This window comes from Agrobacterium sp. CCNWLW155, assembly GCF_036888815.1.
Lineage (GTDB): Bacteria > Pseudomonadota > Alphaproteobacteria > Rhizobiales > Rhizobiaceae > Agrobacterium > Agrobacterium radiobacter.
In genome coordinates this window covers 1,549,449-1,567,621 of the sequence record NZ_JBAKFW010000001.1, presented here as the reverse complement: position 1 = coordinate 1,567,621, position 18,173 = coordinate 1,549,449, and the positions used below count along the sequence as shown (strand labels likewise).

At 60.3% G+C, this 18,173-nt stretch carries 15 protein-coding genes; 10 read left to right on the top strand and 5 right to left on the bottom strand.

Features of this window, described 5'->3' with window-relative positions; all coding sequences use genetic code 11:
• Positions 1-3: 3 nt before the first annotated feature.
• From livM to V6S97_RS07865, 6 genes are all read left to right on the top strand, one after another.
• The gene (gene livM / locus V6S97_RS07890; RefSeq protein ID WP_004430051.1) at positions 4-1,401 is read left to right on the top strand and encodes a high-affinity branched-chain amino acid ABC transporter permease LivM; all 1,398 of its coding nucleotides are present in this window, start codon (positions 4-6) and stop codon (positions 1,399-1,401) included.
• Positions 1,401-2,279 (top strand): ABC transporter ATP-binding protein, encoded by an 879-nt coding sequence (locus tag V6S97_RS07885; RefSeq protein ID WP_004430053.1) that lies wholly within the window; start codon positions 1,401-1,403, stop codon positions 2,277-2,279. Before livM ends, V6S97_RS07885 begins: the two co-directional genes overlap by 1 nt.
• On the top strand, positions 2,279-3,007 hold the full coding sequence (locus V6S97_RS07880; RefSeq protein WP_004430059.1) for an ABC transporter ATP-binding protein: 729 nt from the start codon (positions 2,279-2,281) through the stop codon (positions 3,005-3,007). The genes V6S97_RS07885 and V6S97_RS07880 overlap by 1 nt, the downstream gene beginning before the upstream one ends.
• A 181-nt stretch (positions 3,008-3,188) precedes the next feature.
• Positions 3,189-3,542, top strand: coding sequence for a DUF6867 family protein (locus tag V6S97_RS07875; protein ID WP_004430061.1), 354 nt, complete (start codon positions 3,189-3,191; stop codon positions 3,540-3,542).
• Positions 3,543-3,661: 119 nt separating this feature from the next.
• Entirely contained in the window at positions 3,662-4,780 is a 1,119-nt protein-coding gene (locus V6S97_RS07870) for a branched-chain amino acid ABC transporter substrate-binding protein (RefSeq protein WP_004430064.1), read from the top strand.
• Between the two features lie 131 nt (positions 4,781-4,911).
• Positions 4,912-5,619, top strand: coding sequence for a polysaccharide deacetylase family protein (locus V6S97_RS07865; RefSeq protein ID WP_004430067.1), 708 nt, complete (start codon positions 4,912-4,914; stop codon positions 5,617-5,619).
• 26 nt (positions 5,620-5,645) lie between these two features.
• On the opposite strand, the gene V6S97_RS07860 is transcribed toward V6S97_RS07865, so the two are convergent.
• The 5 genes from V6S97_RS07860 to V6S97_RS07840 all read right to left on the bottom strand — a co-directional run bounded on the left by V6S97_RS07860 (position 5,646) and on the right by V6S97_RS07840 (position 12,894).
• A complete protein-coding gene (locus V6S97_RS07860) occupies positions 5,646-6,170 on the bottom strand; it encodes an AAA family ATPase (protein ID WP_334426477.1) in 525 nt (174 codons plus the stop codon).
• A 283-nt stretch (positions 6,171-6,453) separates the two neighbouring features.
• A complete protein-coding gene (locus V6S97_RS07855) occupies positions 6,454-7,383 on the bottom strand; it encodes a response regulator (protein ID WP_003510174.1) in 930 nt (309 codons plus the stop codon).
• The gene (locus tag V6S97_RS07850) at positions 7,380-10,775 is read right to left on the bottom strand and encodes a hybrid sensor histidine kinase/response regulator (protein WP_080866401.1); all 3,396 of its coding nucleotides are present in this window, start codon (positions 10,773-10,775) and stop codon (positions 7,380-7,382) included. The genes V6S97_RS07855 and V6S97_RS07850 overlap by 4 nt, the downstream gene beginning before the upstream one ends.
• A gap of 97 nt (positions 10,776-10,872) precedes the next feature.
• The gene (locus V6S97_RS07845) at positions 10,873-11,643 is read right to left on the bottom strand and encodes an SDR family oxidoreductase (protein WP_080866400.1); all 771 of its coding nucleotides are present in this window, start codon (positions 11,641-11,643) and stop codon (positions 10,873-10,875) included.
• Between the two features lie 216 nt (positions 11,644-11,859).
• Positions 11,860-12,894: a glutamine synthetase beta-grasp domain-containing protein gene (locus V6S97_RS07840; RefSeq protein ID WP_003510168.1), complete on the bottom strand. Its 1,035-nt coding sequence runs from the start codon at positions 12,892-12,894 to the stop codon at positions 11,860-11,862.
• A 481-nt stretch (positions 12,895-13,375) separates the two neighbouring features.
• Here V6S97_RS07840 and V6S97_RS07835 point away from each other — a divergent pair, with 481 nt between their 5' ends.
• The 4 genes from V6S97_RS07835 (at position 13,376) to urtC (ending at position 18,172) form a co-directional block, all read left to right on the top strand.
• Positions 13,376-13,582, top strand: coding sequence for a DUF2735 domain-containing protein (locus tag V6S97_RS07835; protein ID WP_003510163.1), 207 nt, complete (start codon positions 13,376-13,378; stop codon positions 13,580-13,582).
• Positions 13,583-13,942: 360 nt separating this feature from the next.
• Entirely contained in the window at positions 13,943-15,232 is a 1,290-nt protein-coding gene (urtA, locus tag V6S97_RS07830) for an urea ABC transporter substrate-binding protein (protein WP_003510158.1), read from the top strand.
• Between the two features lie 157 nt (positions 15,233-15,389).
• Positions 15,390-17,003, top strand: a complete 1,614-nt coding sequence (urtB, locus tag V6S97_RS07825) for an urea ABC transporter permease subunit UrtB (protein WP_334426475.1) — start codon at positions 15,390-15,392, stop codon at positions 17,001-17,003.
• Entirely contained in the window at positions 17,000-18,172 is a 1,173-nt protein-coding gene (urtC, locus tag V6S97_RS07820; protein ID WP_334426474.1) for an urea ABC transporter permease subunit UrtC, read from the top strand. The genes urtB and urtC overlap by 4 nt, the downstream gene beginning before the upstream one ends.
• The last annotated feature ends 1 nt before the right edge of the window (position 18,173 follow it).

Below are 18,173 nucleotides of genomic sequence, written 5' to 3'. Positions count from 1 at the left end.
CCCATGACCAATATCGCTTCCGAAAACGCCGCTTCCAGCCCGAGCCTGATGGCGACGGCCGTGAAGGAGGGCCTGATTGCGGGCCTCATCTCGTTCGGCATGTTCATTCTTTATGTCGGCATCGTCACCTATCAGGATATCAACAACCAGCTGATCTGGGGCACCCGCTGGGGGCTTCTGGCGATCTTCGTCGGCATTGCCGCGGTCGGCCGCTTTCTCGTGGTCGGCTTCATCAAGCCGTCGCTGGACCGCCGCCGGCTTGCCAAGGCGAAAAGTGGCATTCTGGAAATCTCCGAGGAAAAAGGATTTTTCCACAAGCACTTCCTGAAGCTGGCGCTCGTCCTGCTGCTGCTTTATCCTGTTATCGCCGTGCAATTGTTCGGCTTTCAGGGCTCGCTGAAATTCGTCGACAATTTCGGCATCCAGATCCTGATCTATGTGATGCTGGCCTGGGGCCTGAACATCGTCGTCGGCCTCGCCGGCCTGCTCGATCTCGGTTATGTGGCCTTTTACGCGGTCGGCGCCTATTCTTATGCGCTGCTGTCAAGCCATTTCGGCCTGTCCTTCTGGGTGCTCCTGCCGGTCGCGGGCATTCTCGCCGGCTTCTGGGGCATCATTCTCGGTTTCCCGGTTCTGCGCCTTCGCGGCGACTATCTGGCGATCGTCACGCTGGCCTTCGGTGAGATCATCCGCCTCGTGCTTTTGAACTGGACGGCCGTCACCAAGGGCACCTTCGGCATTTCCGGCATCGCCAAGGCTTCGGTCTTCGGCATCTGGTCCTTCGATGTCGCCGCGCCGAACAATTTCGCCAAGGCCTTCGGCCTGTCGATGTCGTCGGCCTATTACAAGATCTTCCTGTTCTACGTGATCCTGCTTCTGTGCATGCTGACGGCTTACGTCACCATCAAGCTGCGCCGCATGCCGATCGGCCGTGCATGGGAAGCGCTGCGCGAGGACGAAATCGCCTGCCGTTCGCTCGGCATCGACACCGTCATCACCAAGCTCACCGCCTTTGCCACGGGCGCGATGTTCGGCGGTTTCGCCGGTTCCTTCTTCGCCGCGCGGCAGGGTTTCGTTTCGCCGGAAAGCTTCGTCTTCCTGGAATCGGCCGTCATCCTCGCCATCGTCGTTCTCGGCGGCATGGGTTCGCTGACAGGCATCGCCATCGCCGCCCTCGTCATGGTCGGCGGCACCGAGCTTCTGCGTGAGATGGAGTTCCTGAAGCATGTCTTCGGGCCTGACTTCACACCGGAACTTTACCGCATGCTGCTCTTCGGTCTCGCCATGGTCATCGTCATGCTGTTCAAGCCGCGCGGTTTCGTCGGCTCGCGTGAACCCACGGCCTTCCTTAAAGAACGCAAGGCCGTCTCCGGCAGCTTTACCAAGGAAGGTCACGGTTGATGGCTTCCGGAATGACGAACATGACACCAAACACCACTGGCGATACGATCCTCAAGGTCGAACATCTCTCGATGCGCTTCGGCGGCCTGATGGCCATCAACGACTTCTCCTTCGAGGCGAAGCGCGGCGAGATCACGGCGCTGATCGGCCCCAACGGTGCGGGCAAGACCACGGTCTTCAACTGCATCACCGGCTTCTACAAGCCGACGATGGGCATGATCACCATGCGCCAGCAGAGTGGCGAGGCGCATCTTCTCGAGCGCCTGCCGGATTTCGAGATCACCAAGAAGGCCAAGGTGGCGCGCACCTTCCAGAACATCCGCCTGTTTTCGGGTCTGACGGTTCTGGAAAACCTGCTGGTGGCGCAGCACAATGCGCTGATGAAGGCCTCGGGTTACACCATTCTCGGCCTTCTCGGCCTGCCCGCTTACCGGCGGGCGGTGGATGATTCGATCGAAAAGGCCAAATACTGGCTGGACAAGGCCGATCTGACCGACCGCGCCGACGATCCGGCCGGCGATCTGCCCTATGGCGCGCAGCGCCGTCTGGAAATCGCCCGCGCCATGTGCACGGGGCCGGAGCTTCTGTGCCTCGATGAGCCGGCCGCCGGTCTCAATCCGAAGGAATCGCTGGCGCTCAATGCGCTGCTGCGCGGCATCCGCGATGAAGGCACGTCGCTGCTTCTGATCGAGCACGACATGTCCGTGGTCATGCAGATTTCCGACCATGTCGTGGTTCTGGAATATGGCCAGAAGATTTCCGACGGTTCGCCGGACCATGTGAAGAACGACCCTAAGGTCATCGCCGCCTATCTGGGTGTCGAGGATGATGAAGTGGAAGACGTGATTGCGGAAGAACTCGACGGAGGAGCGGCCTGATGCCCGGTGAATCGCTTCTCAAAGTCCAGGGTGTCGAAACCTATTATGGCAATATCCGGGCTCTGGCCGGTGTCGATGTCGAGGTCAACAAGGGTGAGATCGTCAGCCTGATCGGCGCCAATGGCGCCGGCAAGTCGACGCTGATGATGACCATCTGCGGCAGCCCGCAGGCGCGCGCCGGTCAGGTGATCTTCGACGGTGAGGACATTACCCATCTGCCGACGCATCTCATCGCCCGCAAGCGCATCGCCCAGTCTCCCGAAGGCCGCCGGATTTTCCCGCGCATGACAGTGCTGGAAAACCTGCAGATGGGCGCCAATCTCGATAATCTCAAGCATTTCAAAGAGGACGTCGAGAAGATCTTCACGATGTTCCCGCGTCTGAAAGAGCGCCAGAGCCAGCGCGGCGGCACGCTTTCCGGCGGCGAGCAGCAGATGCTCTCCATCGGCCGCGCGCTGATGGCGCGTCCGAAGCTGCTGCTGCTTGATGAACCGTCACTCGGTCTTGCACCGCTGATCGTCAAGGGCATTTTCGAGGCGATCAAGAAACTCAACCAGGAAGAGGGGCTGACCGTCTTCCTCGTGGAGCAGAACGCCTTTGCCGCGCTGAAGCTTTCCGACCGCGCTTATGTGATGGTCAACGGCAAGGTGACGATGAGTGGTTCGGGCAGGGAACTGCTCGCCGATCCGCAGGTGCGCGCCGCCTATCTCGAAGGCGGACGGCACTGAAAGATTTTACTTGCGCCGGAAATCTTGCGGCGCAAGACTGCAAACGGCGGCCTGCCGTCCTTTCGGCCAAACCTTAAGGATCCCTGGTGGGGCGTAAACAATAAAATGCCCGGCGGGAAACGACGGGACGACAGACAAGGCAGGGCCAGGGCGTTTCCGCCCGGCACTGATGGGGAAAGAGATGCAGGGCCTTTTTTTCGAAACCGATAACGGCGTGCGTTATGTTCTGCGCGCACTGGTTGTTCTCTTGGGTTTCTGGACGGCGTGGCGCACGGGCAGATCGGTGGCCGATGGCTGGGGCGGTTATACGCGGGTGGTGATCTATACGCTCGCACTGGGGCTCGTCATGCGGTTTCTGCATTACGCGCTCTTCAACGGGCCGTTCATCAACGGCTTCTATTACGTGTTTGACGTCGTTCTTCTTCTGGTCTTTTCCAGCATCGGTTTCCGCATGCGCAGGACGAGCCAGATGGTCAATAATTACTATTGGCTCTACGACCGGACGTCGGCATTTTCCTACAAGAAGAAAGATTGACAGGCGGATTTTTCCGACTGCACAATGCTCGTCAGAGTGGAACGGTTTCCTGTTCAGTGAAGGTGGGTACTGAACAGGTCCTTGCAATCAACCCATCCAAAGGAACTGGGAGTAAAGTAATGAAGAAGTCTCTTCTTTCCGCTGTTGCGCTGACCGCCATGGTCGCGTTTGGCGGTTCGGCCTGGGCCGATGTCGTGATCGCTGTCGGCGCACCGCTGACCGGCCCAAACGCTGCTTTCGGCGCTCAGATCCAGAAGGGTGCCGAACAGGCTGCGAAAGACATCAATGCCGCCGGCGGCATCAATGGCGAGCAGATCAAGATCGTGCTGGGCGACGACGTATCCGACCCCAAGCAGGGTATTTCGGTTGCCAACAAATTCGTTGCTGACGGCGTGAAATTCGTTGTCGGTCACTTCAACTCCGGCGTTTCCATTCCGGCCTCTGAAGTTTACGCCGAAAACGGTATTCTCGAAATCACGCCTGCCGCAACCAACCCTGTTTTCACCGAACGCGGCCTGTGGAACACTTTCCGCACCTGCGGCCGTGACGACCAGCAGGGCGGCATCGCCGGCAAGTACCTGGCCGACCACTTCAAGGACGCCAAGGTCGCCATCATTCACGACAAGACACCTTATGGTCAGGGCCTTGCCGATGAAACCAAGAAGGCTGCCAATGCCGCCGGCGTGACTGAGGTCATGTATGAAGGCGTCAACGTCGGCGACAAGGACTTCTCCGCGCTGATCTCCAAGATGAAGGAAGCCGGCGTTTCCATCATTTACTGGGGCGGCCTGCACACCGAAGCCGGTCTCATCATCCGCCAGGCGGCTGACCAGGGCCTGAAGGCGAAGCTCGTTTCGGGCGACGGTATCGTCTCGAACGAACTTGCTTCCATCGCCGGCGACGCCGTTGAAGGCACGCTCAACACCTTCGGCCCCGATCCGACGCTGCGCCCGGAAAACAAGGAGCTGGTAGAGAAGTTCAAGGCCGCCGGCTTCAACCCGGAAGCCTACACGCTCTACTCCTACGCCGCGATGCAGGCGATTGCCGGTGCGGCGAAGGCTGCCGGTTCCGTGGAGCCGGAAAAAGTTGCCGAGGCCCTGAAGTCCGGCACCTTCCCGACCGCGCTCGGCGACATCTCCTTCGACGAGAAGGGCGACCCGAAGCTTCCCGGCTACGTCATGTACGAATGGAAGAAGGGTCCGGACGGCAAGTTCACCTACATCCAGCAGGGCAGCTAAGCTCTTCTGTGACTTCCTATCGAAGCCCGGCAGCGATGCCGGGCTTTTTCTTTTTGTGGTCCGGCTTGCCATACTGGAGACAACAAGGCGGGAAACAAAGCCTCTCGGGAAAACTGCAATGAGGGGTAGCAATGACGATAAAGCGAACCGTGTCTCTATTCCTTGTTCTTGCTGGGCTGGCGGCGGTGCTGATAGGCGTGCATTTCTTCAGCAAATCCCGAACGACGCAATTATTTGGTGGCATCATCGCAAGGGTCGAAACGGAAAGGCCGGTGGTGGCGCTGACCTTCGACGATGGGCCGTCGGTGCGTTTTACGCCTGATGTCCTGACGATCCTGAGGGAGCGCGGGGTAAAAGCGACTTTCTTTTTGACCGGTAAGGAGACCGAAGAAAACCTGCCGCAGGCGCGCATGATCGTGAGCGAGGGGCATCAGCTCGGCAACCATAGCTATACGCATTCCAACATGATGTTCATGGGGCCGGCGCGGATCAGGGAGGAGATCGAGCGCACCGATGCGGCTATTCGCGCTGCGGGCTACGAAGGCGAGATCATGTTCCGGCCGCCCTATGGCAAGAAGCTGCTCACCTTGCCCTGGTATCTTTCACGGCATGACCGGAAAACCATCATGTGGGATGTCGAACCGGAATCGTTTCCCGATGTCGCCGACGATGCGGCCGCCCTCGCCAGTCACGTCATCGAGCAAACGAGAAACGGCTCGATCATCATCATGCATGTCATGTATCGAAGCCGCGAGGTATCCCGGCAGGCCTTGCCCCTGATCATAGACGGCCTTCGTCAACGCGGGTTTGAGTTTGTCACCGTTGCGCAATTGCTCTGATATCGCCGAGGCCGAACCTGTCGCTGTCAGCCGATCCGCGCCAGGATAAAGTCGGCACGTTCCTCGATGCCTGATTTTGGCAGCACGACACTATCGTAGCCAAGTGCTTCATAGTCCCGGACAAGACGTTCATACTCCTCGACCGCCGCGTCGAAACCATGCCGGCGCTCATCGTCGCCGCGATAGATTTCAGGCCAGGGCGGGGTGAGGAAAACCAGAGGGTTATAGCGGTGCGTGTTTTTCAGCGTATCGATGAAGCCATCGCCGCCGACATGGCGTAGCGCAGTGGCGGCGTCGATCAGGCCGCGATCGAAAAAGACGAGGCCATCCGCTGGCGCCTTTTGCCGGTCTTCCAGGGCCATGGTGATCGCCCGGCGGGCGAAGGCCTCGATGTCGATCCAGGGCAGGGCGGTGCCGTTATTGCGGGTTTCTTCGATGACGATGCGCCGACCGGGCTCCTCGACGGTTACGAAACCGCGCCGGGCAAGTTCTGCGAGGAGGGTGGATTTTCCGCCGCCGGAGCAGCCGGAAAGGATGATGAAACGGTTCATGGGCGTTTCTCCTGTGTTGGGGATCAGGTGGATCGGGTGGTGATTTTTCGGCAGGCAGGGGTGAGGCAGGTTTCTTCTCCCCGTCGGGGAGAAGGTGGCCCGAAGGGTCGGATGAGGGGGCAAGCTCTCCGAATATCTCGACCCTCGCCCCCTCATCCCGCTGCCGCGACCTTCTCCCCGGCGGGGAGAAGAAACAAGTGGCGACCGCTCGGCCGGAAGCGGATACTCTGCATTCAAGCAGAAAATATATGTTTGCTGAACCTTACCGCACTAATTGTGCTCGTCAGCCCTGATGCAAAATATGCGCCGCCTTGACGGCCGCCGAAGCGCGGTTTTCGACGCCGAGCTTCACATAGATCTGTTCCAGATGTTTGTTCACGGTTCTGGCGGAAAGGCCGAGAATATCGCCGATATCGCGGTTGGATTTGCCTTTGGCAATCCACAGCAGAACTTCCGATTCCCGCGTTGTCAGGGCAAAGTGGTCCTTCAGCAGGTGGTCGTCGGATTTCTCATTGGCGGCTGTCAGACGGAAGAGATATTCGTCCGGTCCCATTGCGCCGAGGAAGGATAGCTGCAAAGCGGGCCGCCCGGCCTCGGTGATCGTCAGCGGTGCATCGCGGGCGGAATCCACTGTTGTCCTGTCGGCCAGCCAGCCGGAAATATGGGCAACGACAATCTCCAGCCCATCATCACGGCCGGTGGCGGCGTTGACCAGCCGGGTTGCCTGCGGTGTGGACCAGTGGATCGCGCCGTTGGCGCGCACGGCAAGCAGGTGGCGGCCGGCGGCATCGAGCGCCACGCGGGCGCTCTGGGCCGAGCGGGCATTGGAGAGGTGCACGCGGATGCGGGCGCGCAGCTCATCGATGTTGATCGGCTTGGTCAGATAATCGACACCGCCGGATTCGAGCGCTCGCACCACATGTTCGGTCTCCGTCAGCCCGGTCATGAAGATGACAGGCACCTGCGCCACGGCGGCATTGGCCTTCAGGCGACGGCAGGTTTCGAAACCGTCCATCGAAGGCATGACGGCATCGAGCAGGATGATATCGGGCGTGATGCGCTCGGCAATGTTGAGGGCGGCCTGACCCGAGGTGGCGATCAGCGCCGAAAAGCCTGATTGTTCCAGTGCATCGGTCAAGAAACCAAGCGCCTCCGGGCTGTCATCCACCAGCAATACGATGTCTCTCGGCAGTGCTGCGCCTGGCCCGCTCATGCCTTACCGTCTCCCCTGTCGCTATCTGAAAACCGTTTGAGAAAATGGGCGTAACCGGCCAGATCGAAAGCCTGTACATAGGTCCCCAGCTCTTGCGTGAAAGGCAGGTTGTCGGTGTTGCGGGCAAGATCGGCGAGTTTCGCTTCTATGCCGCGTATGTAACCTATTTCGCCGAGCCGCTGCAAATCTTGAATGTGAATTGCGCCGGGATGAACGATCTGCGCCGGCGGCTGTGGCGCGGGCGGTGGGGGCAAGTCCGTATCGTAAATCCATTTGAGGCCGAGATGCACGGCGAGCCTGTCGCACAGGTGGCGGATATCGACCGGTTTGGCGATGGCGTCGTTGTGGTTATCTTCGCCCGCACCCGCAACGGTTCCGTCACCGATATTGGCCGAGAGCATGATGAGCGGGGCGATCTGGCCGGCTTCGCGCAGTTTCGTCACGAGCTGCCAGCCGGTCATGCCGGGCATGGAGATATCGATGAGGAAAAGGTCGGGCTTCACACCTTCGATCAGCGTCAGGCATTCCGGTCCGCTCTGGGCGGTCAGCACCACAAAGTCGAGCGGCACCAGAACCTGCCGCATCAGCTCGCGATGGTCTTCGTTGTCATCAACCACCACGATGGTGCGGCGTGGGCCGGAATAGGAGCGGATGGTCTTTTCCGGCGCAGGCGCCGTGCTTGGCCGGTGCACGGCAGACAGCATGAGGCGGACGCGGAAGGTGGAACCCTGATCCTTTTCGCTGGAGACCGAAATCTCGCCGCCGAGCGTGTTGGTCAGAAGCCTTGTGATTGTCAGCCCGAGGCCGAGGCCCGGCATGGGGCGCACGCTTTCGGCCTCGCCGCGCTGGAAAGGCTCGTAGATGCGGGCGAGATCTTTTTCGGCGATGCCGCGCCCGGTATCCGACACCGTGAAGCTTGCGACCTGGCTGCGATAGGCGACATCGAAGGTGACGCTGCCCTCGTCGGTGAATTTGATGGCGTTGGAGAGCAGGTTGACGAGAATCTGGCGCAGACGCTTTTCATCCGTGCGCACATATTGCGGCAGGGAATGGGCGCGTTCATGCCGGAATTCCAGACCCTTGGCCTGCGCCTGCGGGCGGAACATATCGACGATCTGGTCGAGGAAATCCTGAATATTGATCTCGTTGGAATAGACCTGCAACCGGCCCGCCTCGATCTTGGAAATATCCAGAAGCCCGTCGATCAGGCCCGACAGATGGTCGGCGGAACGGCGGATGACCTTGATGGCCGATTGCCGGGGAGGAGGGATAGTTTCGTCGCGTTCGAGGATCTGCGCGTAACCTAAAACGGCATTAAGCGGTGTGCGCAATTCGTGGCTGAGGCCCACAACGTAGCGGCTCTTGGCGCGGTTGGCGGCTTCCGCCGTTTCCTTGGCGTCCTGAAGGGCGGCGTCGGTCTTCTTGTGGGCTGCGATTTCCTTCAACAGCAGCGTGTTCTGGCGTGAGGATTCCTCTTCCGCGACCACCCGGCTGTCATGGGCAAGAACCAGAAACCAGCAGACGATGCCGGCAATGACGGCAAAGACGAAAAACACGATGAGGATGGTGCGGTTGACCACGTCAGCCGTTGCCGGCGAGGCGGTGCCGACCTGATGGGCGATGAGCGCCAATATGCCGCCAATGGCGGTGACGGCGATGGCCGCCGCCATGCCATAACGTCCGAGCCGTGTGGCGAGTTTTGCAACCAGTTGGTGGGGCAGGAAAGATTTTGCGACCGTCGCGACCTGATAGTTGAGCTTGGCCTTCGGCTTGCACATGTCATGGCAGCGGCTGTCCAGCGAGCAGCAGAGCGAACAGATCGGTGCCGCATAGGCCGGGCACCATGCCATGTCCTCCGGCTCGAACGGGTGTTCGCAGATCGAGCAGGTGATGGCGCTCAGCTCGCGCCATTTCTGGCGCGGCTTGCGAGCGAGATAGAATTTGCCCTTCGTGCCCCACGCGATCAGCGGCGAGGCGATGAAGGCGACGATGAGGGTGAGATAGGGCGCAAGCGAGGCAGCGAGTGCGCCGAAGGTGCCGAAATGCGCCATCAGCGCAATGGTGGCCGAAAGCGCCATGGAGCCGACGCCGACGGGATTGATATCGTAGAGATGGGCGCGCTTGAACTCGATGCCCGGTGGGGCAAGGCCGAGCGGCTTGTTGATGAACAGATCGGCCGAGATGGTGCAGAGCCATGCCATGGCGACGATGGAAAAAATGCCGAGCGTTTCTTCCAGCAGGCGATAGATGCCGAGTTCCATCAACAGCAGCGCGATCACTACGTTGAAGACCAGCCAGACCACGCGGCCGGGGTGGCTGTGGGTGAGGCGGGAAAAGAAGTTGGACCAGGCGAGCGAGCCCGCATAGGCGTTCATGACGTTGATCTTCAGCTGCGAGACCACCACGAAGGCGACCATCAGCAGCATGGCCGCCGTATGGTTGGGGATCATGTAGCCGAAGGCGGTCAGGTACATCTGGGCCGGATCGGCGGCGCGGTCCACCGAGACGCCGGAACTGAAGGTCAAGACCACGAGGAAGGAACCGGCCAGCAGCTTCGGCACGCCCACGACGACCCAGCCAGCACCGGCCAGAAAGACCGCGATGCGATGGCGCAGACGGCTCTGTCCCTCGGCGGGCAGGAAGCGCAGGAAATCCACCTGTTCGCCGATCTGCGACATCAGCGCGAGGATGACGGCAGACGCCGCGCCGAATTCCACCAGATTGAAATGGGCCACGGTGCCCGGCGGACCGGAGGCGTGATGAATGCCGGAAAACGCCCGCCACAGATCGTATTTTTCCCAGTCCATCAAAGCGATGAAGATGAAGGGCAATACGTTCAGCACGATCCAGAAGGGCTGGGTGATGATCTGGAAACGGCTGATGAGGCGCACGCCATGGGTGACGAGCGGAATGACCATGACGGCGGAGATGATGTAGCCGATCCACAGGGGAATGCCGAGCGCCAGCTCCAGCGCGCCGGACATGATCGACGCCTCGATGGCGAAGAGCATGAAGGTGAAGGCGGCGTAGATCAGCGAGGTGATGGTGGAGCCGATGTAACCGAAGCTCGCGCCGCGTGTCAGGAGGTCGATATCGACGCCGTGGCGGATGGCGTAACGGCTGATCGGCAGGCCGACGGCAAGCATGGCAATGGCCGCGACGATGATGGCGTAAAAGGCGTTGGTGGTGCCGTATGACAGCGTGATCGCGCCGCCGATGGCTTCCAGTGCCAGAAAGGAAATAGCGCCGATGGCGGTGTGGGAAATGCGGTTGGAGGAAAACTGCCGGGCGCTCTTGGCAGTGAAGCGCAGCGCATAATCTTCCAGCGTCTGGTTGGCGACCCAGCGGTTATATTCGCGCCTGACGGGGATGATGCGTTGCCGTGCGGCCATGCTTACGATCCAGCCCCTTTCCGTAACGGATGTTTCGTCATGCCGCCCGCCGCCAGAGGCCCGGTTTTGCCGGGACGATATGGCTGCGGGAGGTCTCTCACAGCCGCACCGACATGCCGCCATCCACCGTCAGCACATGGCCGTTGACGAAGGAGGCCGCGTCGCTGGCCAGAAACAGGGCCGCACCGGCGATTTCATCCGGCCTGCCCCAGCGCTCCAGCGGCACGCGCAGCTTGGCGAAGGCGACCATCTCAGGGTTTTCGGCAAGGGCTGCATTGGTTTCCGTGGCGAACATGCCGGGCGCAATGGCGTTGCTGGTGATGCCACGCGCGCCATATTCCACGGCGATGGCGCGCATCAGCCCGGTCAGGCCCTGCTTGGCGACGGGGTAGATCGCATCACCCGGCCGGACGATGTGGCCGAGAATGGAGGTGATGGTGATGATGCGGCCGTAACCATTGGCATTCATGGCTTGCGCAGCATCCCGCGACAGCGAGACGGAGGAGGTGAGGTCGGTGCGGATAAGCTCCAGCACATCGTCGTCGCTGAATTCGGCAAGCGGGCGACGGTCGCGCGCGCCGACATTGTTGACGAGAATATCGAGATGGCCGAATTCGTCCATGATGCGGCGAACAAGGGCGCTTCCGGCGGCCGTATCAGCGATGTCGAAGGCCGCATAATCGGCTTTTCCGCCGGCGTTACGAAGGGTGTCTGCCGCCTCTTCCAGCGTCTCGGCATTGCGGCCGGTCAGCCACACATGGGCACCAGCTTCGGCGAAAGCCTTGGCGATTTCGAAACCGAGGCCGCGGCCACTGCCGGTGATGACGGCGATGCGGTTTTCGAGAGAGAATTTGCGGAGAATGCCCATCGCTCACTTTCTTGCTTTAGAGCATCGGACGAAAGCTGTGTCGCGGTTTTCGGAAAATCCGATGCAGTTGCTCGAAGCCACGCAACATTTCTGAATTTGCGCATAAGAAAGTCTATGTCGCGCACGGCGATGGCGAAAGGTCACCTGTCCGGTCCGGCCGTTTGGTGGACACAAAAATGGCGTCGCCCGGTTCGGGCGACGCCATGTCTTGGCTTATCAGGCAGCAGCCGACTTTGCGAGCGGCACTTCTGCGATCGTCTTCAGAACGACGGAAGCGATCTGGTAAGGGCAGCCCTGCGAGTTCGGACGACGGTCTTCGAGGTAACCACGGTAACCGTTGTTGACGAAGGAGTGCGGAACGCGGATCGAGGCGCCACGGTCGGCAACGCCGTAGGAGAACTTGTTCCACGGAGCGGTTTCGTGCTTGCCGGTCAGGCGCAGGTGGTTGTCCGGACCGTAAACGTCGATGTGCTCCTGCCAGTTCTTGGCGAAAGCGGCCATGAGGGCTTCGAAATACTCCTTGCCGCCAACTTCACGCATGAACTTGGTGGAGAAGTTGCAATGCATGCCCGAACCGTTCCAGTCGGTATCGCCGAGCGGCTTGCAATGGAATTCGACGTCGATGCCGTACTGTTCGCAAAGACGCAGCAGCAGGTAACGGGCGATCCAGATCTGGTCGGCGGCGCGCTTGGAGCCCTTGCCGAATACCTGGAATTCCCACTGGCCCTTGGCCACTTCGGCATTGATGCCTTCGTGGTTGATGCCAGCTTCGAGGCAGAGGTCGAGGTGCTCTTCAACGATTTCGCGGGCAACCGAACCAACGTTCTTGAAGCCGACGCCGGTGTAATACGGACCCTGCGGAGCCGGGTAGCCCTGCTCGGGGAAGCCGAGCGGACGGCCGTCCTGGTAGAAGAAGTATTCCTGTTCGAAACCGAACCATGCGTCCTCGTCGTCGAGGATGGTCGCGCGGCTGTTCGATGCATGCGGGGTGACGCCATCAGGCATCATGACTTCGCACATGACGAGTACGCCGTTGGTGCGGGCCGGATCGGGATAGATCGCAACGGGCTTCAGCACGCAATCCGACGAGTGGCCTTCGGCCTGCTGGGTGGACGAGCCATCAAAACCCCAAAGCGGCAGCTGCTCGAGCGTCGGGAATTCGTCGAATTCCTTGACCTGTGTCTTGCCGCGCAGGTTGGGGACCGGCTTGTATCCGTCCAGCCAGATGTACTCGAGTTTGAACTTAGTCATTACGAACCTCTCATAGGTAACAATGCGAAGCCTTGAGGCCTCCCGTGGCTTTGACCACCGGAAGCGCATTCGCGTTCAAGGGCTGACGGGTTAGATGCATGCCGCGTGCCAGATTGGCGATATCGGGCGAATTCTTCGAAAAATCTTTCAGGGGCCCTGTCATGCAGGGGCTGCGGTATTGCCCCGGCCGGCTTCTGCTGCACTGCGGCGGGCAAATTCACCCCTCATGTTTCATCATTGAATCCTGATAGATAGCCGACGTCTTGCGGGGAAATGCCCTGCTGCGGTGCAATGATTTCAATTGCGCGCGAGGGATCGGCATTTGCCCCAAAAACCGGCGCTTTCGGAATGGTTTTTCTTGTAGATGAGACGATTAATGCCTATATTTTTCGCAACGTGATTTTTTTTTAATCAAACGGAGCGAATCCGGCGCTTGCGGGTTTGCTCCATACAAAAAGTGCTTCGATGCAAACAAAGTGAGATGATCGAAATGGCAACTGGCATTCATCGCGAGACGGCAACGATCTATCAATTCCCGGTCGGCGGGCGCGCGGGTCTTTCGAAGTTCCGCAGCAGCGGCCTGAACGACCTCGAGCGCCAGGCGCAGGAACCGCATATCGACTTCGGTTCCTGGTATCACGATGATGCGATCCGCGACGAAGAGCGGAACGACAAGCCGCATTCCTGATCTGGCTTCTTGTGAAGTTTTACCGATTGTGGTGGGCCTAGCCACGTTTGCGTCTTCAACTCTTCAGGCCCACTCTGCGTCAACCTCGGGCTTGACCCGTGGATTCACGATGGGAGCGCCTATGGATCCTCGCCTCAAGGGCGAGGATGACGTCGAATAGGCGGGACGGTCGAACATAAAAGCCGGCGGATGTTTAAGCCGAGCTTTCTCCCAAATCTCCTTCCCAGCATCTTTCGCCACCCCGCCTACGTCAATTGACGTATACGGTTTCGCGTCCGCGAGATCGATAGTCCCTCCCAGCAGCGGCCGCAGATGCCGCTGAGCCTCGACGAGAGGCCAACAAGGAGAGGGGTTCTTCCGATGATGTTCCGCAAGACGCTTAGTGCCGCGCTGCTTGGCGCGATCCTGTCCACCACCGCCTTCCACGGCGCGTTTGCAGCTGATGACACGATCAAGGTCGGCGTGCTGCATTCGCTTTCCGGTACCATGGCGATTTCAGAGACGACGCTGAAAGACGCCATGCTGATGCTCATCGACGAGCAGAACAAGAAGGGCGGCGTTCTCGGCAAGAAGCTCGAAGCCGTCGTGGTCGATCCGGCCTCCGATTGGCCGCTGTTTGCCGAAAAGGCCCGCCAGCTGATTTCGCAGGACAAGGTCGCCGCCGTCTTCGGCTGCTGGACGTCTTCCTCGCGCAAATCCGTGCTGCCGGTTTTCGAAGAGCTGAATTCGATCCTGTTCTACCCGGTTCAGTACGAGGGTGAGGAATCCTCGCGCAACATCTTCTATACGGGTGCGGCACCGAACCAGCAGGCCATTCCGGCCGTCGATTATCTCGCCAGCACCGAAGGTGTGGAGCGCTGGGTTCTGGCCGGCACGGACTATGTCTACCCGCAGACCACCAACAAGATCCTGAAGGCCTACCTGATGTCGAAGGGCGTCAAGGAAGAGGACATCATGATCAACTACACGCCATTCGGTCATTCCGACTGGCAGACGATCGTGTCCGACATCAAGAAGTTCGGCTCGGCCGGCAAGAAGACCGCCGTGGTCTCCACCATCAACGGCGACGCCAACGTGCCGTTCTACAAAGAACTGGCGAACCAGGGTATCAAGGCGGAAGACATTCCGGTCGTCGCCTTCTCTGTTGGCGAAGAAGAGCTTGCCGGTCTCGATACCGCACCGCTCGTCGGCCACCTTGCCGCCTGGAACTACTTCCAGTCTGTCGATGCTCCGGTCAATGCCGAGTTCATCAAGACCTGGCACGCGTTTACGAAAAACGACAAGCGCGTGACCAACGACCCGATGGAAGCGGCCTATATCGGTTTCAACGCCTGGGTAAAGGCCGTCGAATCCGCCGGCACGACCGATACGGACAAGGTCCTGGACTCGATCATCGGCGTTTCGGTGCCGAACCTTTCGGGCGGTTACTCCACCGTCATGCCGAACCACCACATCACCAAGCCGGTGCTGATCGGCGAAATCCAGGCCGATGGGCAGTTTGAGATCGTGCAGCAGACACCGCAGGTGGTGGGTGATGAATGGTCGGATTACCTGCCGGACTCGAAGGATCTGATCTCGGATTGGAGGAAGCCGATGTCTTGCGGCAACTTCAATGTGGCCAGCGGCAAGTGCGGCGGCAAGGGTAGCTGATAGCGACGGTTGGTTGCCGCCCCCTTGTCGGGGGCGGTGACTTTGCACTCCTATCGCCCGAACTGAACAAGCATGCCCCCCTCTGCCCGGCAGGGCAGAGGGGGGTGGCGGCACCCACAGACGGCGCTTTTATCGGAAACGCTCCAAGGAACCCGACATGACGATCCGCTCTTTTCTCGGAGCCATCTTTCTCTGGCTCACCCTCGGGATCGCGGCGCAATCCTTCGCGCAAAGCGATCCGAAGGCGCTGATCGACCAGCTCGGCACGGCGGACTTCAAACAGGCCGAAACGCTGATCGGGCAGGTCGCCGCCACCGGCGATGCGCGGGTCGTGCCGGCGCTCGAGGCTTTCGCGGCGGGTGATCTTTACGTGCGCAAGACCGATAATCTGGTGTTCATGACGAAACCAGCAGGGTCGAGCTTCACGTTGATCGATCCGCTGAGCGGCGAAAGCGCCGGTGAGGCCCCCAAGGCCGCCGTCTCTAAGATCAAGATCAACAACAATCTTCGCCGCGTCATCCGTGCCGCTCTCGGCGGTCTGACCCTGCTAAGCCCGGAAAAATCCGTGCGGCTTTCGGCGGCCGATGCCGTCTTGAAAGCGCCGAGCGCCGAAAATCTCGAATTGCTGGAAGCGGCCATCGCCAAGGAGGCCGATAATGAGGTGCGGACCCGGATGGAGGAGGCGCGGGCCGTCTCGCTGCTCTCCTCCGACCGCCCCCTCGAGGTAAAGAAAGAAGCGATCGCCACCATCAAGAACCTTGGTGGCCGCGATGCCATCAGCATCCTCATGGCGGCGTCCTCGTCGGTGGATCAGAGCCTGAAGCCGGATATCGACAACGCCATTGCGAGCATCGAAAGCGCGCTCGCCTTCTGGGATTACGCACAGAATGTATGGTACGGCCTGTCGCTCGGCTCCGTACTGCTGCTCGCGGCCATCGGCCTTGCCATCACCTTCGGCGTGATGGGCATCATCAACATGGCCCATGGCGAGATGGTGATGATCGGCGCCTATTCCACCTTCATGGTGCAGGAGGTGATCCGCAGCCATTTCCCCGGCCTGTTCGACTGGTCGCTCCCCATCGCACTGCCAGCTGCTTTTCTGGTGACGGCCTTCGTCGGGCTCATCATGGAGCGTGGCGTCATCCGCTTCCTTTACGGGCGGCCGCTGGAAACGCTGCTGGCCACCTGGGGCATTTCACTCATCCTGCAACAGGGCGTGCGCTCCATCTTCGGCCCGACCAACCGGGAAGTCGGCAGCCCCGGCTGGATGTCCGGCTCCTTCAGCGTCGGTTATCTCAATTTCACCTGGAACCGGGTCTGGATTGTCTGTTTCTCGCTCTCGGTCTTCTTCGCGCTGCTGGTGCTTTTGAAGCGCTCCGCCTTCGGCTTGCAGATGCGCGCTGTGACCCAGAACCGCCGCATGGCCTCTTCCATGGGCATCCGCACGCCCTGGGTGGATGCCTTCACCTTCGCGCTCGGTTCCGGCGTTGCCGGCCTTGCCGGGGTAGCGCTGTCGCAAATCGACAATGTCTCGCCCAATCTCGGCCAGAGCTACATCATCGACAGTTTCATGGTGGTGGTGTTCGGCGGGGTCGGCAATCTCTGGGGAACGCTCGTGGGTGCGCTGTCGCTCGGCGTGCTCAACAAGTTCCTTGAGCCGACGGTGGGCGCCGTGCTCGGCAAGATCCTCGTGCTCGTTCTCATCATCCTGTTCATCCAGAAGCGGCCGCGTGGTCTCTTCGCACTCAAGGGAAGGGCGATCGAAGCATGATTACCGGCTTCCTCCTGCGCGCGCTCGATCGCCGCATTTCCATCGCCATCGGCATCATCCTGGCCATCGCCGTGCTGGTGCCCGCCTCCAACCTGCTTTTGCCAGCAGACAGCGCATTCCGCATCCCGACTTACATCATGTCGATGCTCGGCAAATATCTCTCCTATGCGCTGCTTGCGCTGGCGCTTGATCTTGTCTGGGGTTATTGCGGCATTCTCTCGCTTGGCCACGCCGCCTTCTTCGCGCTCGGCGGTTATGCCATGGGCATGTATCTGATGCGGCAGATCGGCACGCGCGGGGTCTATGGCCATCCCGTGCTGCCTGACTTCATGGTCTTCCTCAACTGGAAGGAACTGCCGTGGTTCTGGCACGGCTTCGACATGTTCTGGTTTGCGGCGTTGATGGTGCTGGTGGTGCCGGGCCTGCTCGCCTTCGTGTTCGGCTGGTTCGCCTTCCGCTCGCGCGTCAATGGTGTTTATCTCTCGATCATCACCCAGGCCATGACCTATGCCCTGTTGCTCGCCTTCTTCCGCAACGACATGGGTTTTGGCGGCAATAATGGGTTGACCGATTTCAAGGACATCCTCGGCTTTTCCGTGCAGGCGGATGGCACCCGTGCCGTGCTGTTTGCCATGACGGCGGTGATGTTGGCGCTTTCGCTGCTGGTCGCATCGGCCATCGTCAATTCCAAATTCGGCAAGGTGCTGGTGGGCGTGCGCGATGCCGAAAGCCGGGTGCGCTTCCTTGGGTTTAGGGTGGAGAACATCAAGCTCTTCACCTTCGTCGTGTCAGCCATGATGGCGGGCATTGCCGGGGCGCTGTTCGTGCCGCAGGTGGGCATCATCAACCCCGGCGAATTCTCCCCCGCCAACTCCATCGAAGTGGTGGTGTGGACGGCGGTGGGCGGGCGCGGCACGCTGATCGGGCCGATCATCGGCGCTGTTCTGGTCAATGGCGGCAAGAGCTATTTCACTGGCGCTTTTCCCGAATTCTGGCTGTTTGCGCTGGGCGGTCTCTTTATCGCGGTAACGCTGTTCTTCCCGAAGGGCATTGTCGGCACCGTGCAGCATTATCTCGTCGGGCGTCGTGAAAAGCGGGTCGCGCGTGCGGCAGGCGCTGCCCAGCAGCCCGGCAACGACAGCGCGGTTGCGCAACAGGCGGCGGAGTAAG

Bases quoted from the DNA above. Each gene is read 5' to 3' on its own strand.
- V6S97_RS07880 (WP_004430059.1), top strand. From the start codon at position 2,279: ATGCCCGGTGAATCGCTTCTCAAAGTCCAGGGTGTCGAAACCTATTAT.
- urtB (WP_334426475.1), top strand. From the start codon at position 15,390: ATGACGATCCGCTCTTTTCTCGGAGCCATCTTTCTCTGGCTCACCCTC.
- V6S97_RS07840 (WP_003510168.1), bottom strand. From the start codon at position 12,894: ATGACTAAGTTCAAACTCGAGTACATCTGGCTGGACGGATACAAGCCG.
- V6S97_RS07860 (WP_334426477.1), bottom strand. From the start codon at position 6,170: ATGAACCGTTTCATCATCCTTTCCGGCTGCTCCGGCGGCGGAAAATCC.
- V6S97_RS07875 (WP_004430061.1), top strand. From the start codon at position 3,189: ATGCAGGGCCTTTTTTTCGAAACCGATAACGGCGTGCGTTATGTTCTG.
- V6S97_RS07870 (WP_004430064.1), top strand. From the start codon at position 3,662: ATGAAGAAGTCTCTTCTTTCCGCTGTTGCGCTGACCGCCATGGTCGCG.
- V6S97_RS07885 (WP_004430053.1), top strand. From the start codon at position 1,401: ATGGCTTCCGGAATGACGAACATGACACCAAACACCACTGGCGATACG.
- V6S97_RS07845 (WP_080866400.1), bottom strand. From the start codon at position 11,643: ATGGGCATTCTCCGCAAATTCTCTCTCGAAAACCGCATCGCCGTCATC.
- livM (WP_004430051.1), top strand. From the start codon at position 4: ATGACCAATATCGCTTCCGAAAACGCCGCTTCCAGCCCGAGCCTGATG.
- V6S97_RS07835 (WP_003510163.1), top strand. From the start codon at position 13,376: ATGATCGAAATGGCAACTGGCATTCATCGCGAGACGGCAACGATCTAT.
- V6S97_RS07850 (WP_080866401.1), bottom strand. From the start codon at position 10,775: ATGGCCGCACGGCAACGCATCATCCCCGTCAGGCGCGAATATAACCGC.
- V6S97_RS07855 (WP_003510174.1), bottom strand. From the start codon at position 7,383: ATGAGCGGGCCAGGCGCAGCACTGCCGAGAGACATCGTATTGCTGGTG.
- urtC (WP_334426474.1), top strand. From the start codon at position 17,000: ATGATTACCGGCTTCCTCCTGCGCGCGCTCGATCGCCGCATTTCCATC.
- V6S97_RS07865 (WP_004430067.1), top strand. From the start codon at position 4,912: ATGACGATAAAGCGAACCGTGTCTCTATTCCTTGTTCTTGCTGGGCTG.
- urtA (WP_003510158.1), top strand. From the start codon at position 13,943: ATGATGTTCCGCAAGACGCTTAGTGCCGCGCTGCTTGGCGCGATCCTG.